This window comes from Candidatus Woesearchaeota archaeon (genome assembly GCA_003694805.1).
Classification (GTDB): domain Archaea; phylum Nanobdellota; class Nanobdellia; order Woesearchaeales; family J110; genus J110.
Genome location: RFJU01000029.1, coordinates 1 through 2465 on the forward strand (window position 1 = coordinate 1; position 2465 = coordinate 2465).

The window sequence follows — 2465 nt, forward strand, 5'->3', positions numbered from 1 at the left end:
GCTTCGAAAGTGAATGAAAAGATTGAGAAATATGCTGATACGTTTGTTCTGTGCAAGGAGTGCGGGAAGCCTGAGACGAAGCTGAGCAAAGAAGCGAGCGTGATTATCATGACGTGCCAGGCGTGCGGGGCTAAGCACTCTATTCGGTCAAAAATTTAAGCAAGACAGCGTTTTTGTTCGCGGCGCTTCAATGTTCTTCTTGGCGGGTGCTGGCTTGCACGTCCCTTGCGTTGTCGTTTTGCTCTCCAGGTGTTTGAGCTTCTGCACGCCTTTTCGGCTGGGTTGTGTTGCTCGAAAGCACCGATAGGGGTTTGTCGGTTTGTCTTTAGGAGCCGGTGTTTGGAAAGAGAGGGAGGAGTACTTGGAGAAAGATAAAGCAGAGGAAGATTATCCAGAGAGCGGCGCGTCCGGCCGTTGTTTTGACGATGCGAATGTGCGCAGTCACAACTCCTCCTAGAAAGAGTAGATTCCAGAAGATCGTGATGAAAAAGAACAGTGATGGTGAAGGAGGGTTTTGTAAGATGACGAGTGAGGCGAGTTGTAAGACGAGGAAGGTGATGATGAGCGATACAAGGTTGGCTCCTGCTGCGAGGAGGGTTCCTTCGTAGATTGCGTCGAAAAGATTTGTTCGCCGTGCTGCTGGGTTGGCGTGTGCCTTGGAAGGTTTGCGGTGTTTTCGGGATTGCATGTTTTTCTTGGGAGGGCACCTCTATTTAAGTGTTGTGAAATTGTCGGCGTTCCGGTGAGCTAGCTTTGTGAGGTGGGCGAGGTTTTGGTGTGGACTGGTGTGGACAAGTGGTTTGGAAGAGAAAGCGGCCTTGCGAAGAGGTTTTTTAGGAAAAGAACGTGCCGAGGCCTTCTTGTTTTTCGGCGTCTTTGCCGAAGTTTTCTTCGACCATGCGCCGGACGATGTCCATGTTTTCTTTGAGGTATGCGGGGACGTCGTAGTCGCGGGCGAGTTTAAGCGCAGGTTCGAGGTACTTGATGATGCTGCCCTCGCTGATGGTGAAGACGAGCTTGCCGCCGCATACGGTGCAAGCGCCCTTAAGGGGTGGTCGGCGAAATTTTTCGTTGCAGTCGACGCAGCGAATTTCTTGCTGGCTGAATTTTCGGAGGTTTCCGCGAATGTCGCGGATGAAGTGTTTTTCTATGACGAGGCGCGCCACGTCTGCTTCGTCGACGGCGCGTATTTTGCGGGCAAGGTTCATTTGCCCGTCTAATTTTTCTTGCATGCTGGGGAGGGTTTTGTATGCTGAGCAGAGCACGCCGGCATTGATATTGGTCGTGTCGTGGGTAAAGCCAATGCCTTCGAACTGGGCTGGCGTGTTGAGTGTGTCCGCGATGAGTTCTATTTTGACGTCCCATGGTTTTTTGAATGCGCGTGCTGCTTTGTAGAGTTCGAGGGGGTAGCGCCACGCGCGGTCAAGGTTGAAGACCATGTCGTCAACTTCTGAAGGGTTGAGAAGGTAGGTGAGGACGAGGGGGGCGTCCATGCTGCTGCCTCTGCTTTCAGGAAGGTAGAGTTTGCTGAAGTTTAAAAATCCGTCCATGAGGAGGAAGATGCAGCTCTCGTCACCGTCAGCATCTCGACGCATTGCTGCGTGGAAGAAGGGGTGGGCGAGGAAGGTTTGGGTTTTGCTAAATCCGATAATTCTTCCAAGAATGGCCGCGCTGGTGTGGGGTGCGAGGCCGAGGATGAGTTCTCCTACGAGGTCTTTTTTCGAGGTGAGGTTGTAGTAGGGTTTGAGGTGGTAGAGGTAGCGGAGTTCGTCGTCGATGAACTTGCTCGTTCGAAAGAGTATTTCGTCCGCGCCTTCTTCTGGGCTGTGGGGGCAGCAAGGGATGATGATGTCTTGAGGGAGGAGTTCGAGGGTTTGTGTGGGGGATGTGAGTGGTTGGTGGTGGATGTCGTGAGTGTAGCCGAGTTCTTTGAGTGTTTGTAGTGGTGTTCCTATTTCTTCAGGTTTGAAGTGGGTAATGGCGATTTCGCTGCAGTCGTAGCGGGTGGTGCCGTCTTTGTTGACGGCTATGTTGTGTTTGGCGCGCAGAATCGCCTTGGCGAGGTGTTCTGGTATGTGTCTTTTGTTTGTGGTGCCTCGTACGCCTTTGATGAGGTCTGGGTAAATTTTTGTTTTGAGTTTATTGAGGGTGGATGAAAAGACGTCTTTGATGGGGATGCTTCGTTTAAGGGGGACGCGTTCTCCTGCTTCGATGGGTGCTTTGCTTCGTTCTTCTACGTTGGTGCCGTCGCAGAGGTGGCATCGGCGAAAGAGTGTTTGTGCCTGGCAATCGTGGCAGTAGAAGTCTGCAAATTGTGAGGAGATGTATCCTGCTGTGAGTGCGCTTTGAATGCTGCGCAATCGGCCTCCTTGGTTGCCGACGGGGAAGAGGCCGTGAGGCTGGCCGGTCATTTTTCTCATTTTTGCTTTTTCTGGCCGGCCCATCCGTGCGCCTATGAAGGTTCC

The 2465-nt window shown here is 52.3% G+C and carries 3 protein-coding genes; 1 reads left to right on the top strand and 2 read right to left on the bottom strand.

The window, feature by feature from the left end; all coding sequences use genetic code 11:
• A partial coding sequence (locus tag D6783_01315; protein ID RME53668.1) for a translation initiation factor IF-2 subunit beta occupies window positions 1-159 on the top strand: 159 nt, incomplete at its 5' end.
• A gap of 166 nt (window positions 160-325) precedes the next feature.
• Here D6783_01315 and D6783_01320 read toward each other — a convergent pair.
• Together D6783_01320 and D6783_01325 are read right to left on the bottom strand one after the other, a co-directional pair.
• Entirely contained in the window at window positions 326-688 is a 363-nt protein-coding gene (locus D6783_01320) for a hypothetical protein (GenBank protein ID RME53669.1), read from the bottom strand.
• 145 nt (window positions 689-833) lie between these two features.
• Window positions 834-2444 (bottom strand): hypothetical protein, encoded by a 1611-nt coding sequence (locus D6783_01325; GenBank protein RME53670.1) that lies wholly within the window; start codon window positions 2442-2444, stop codon window positions 834-836.
• Window positions 2445-2465 lie beyond the last annotated feature (21 nt).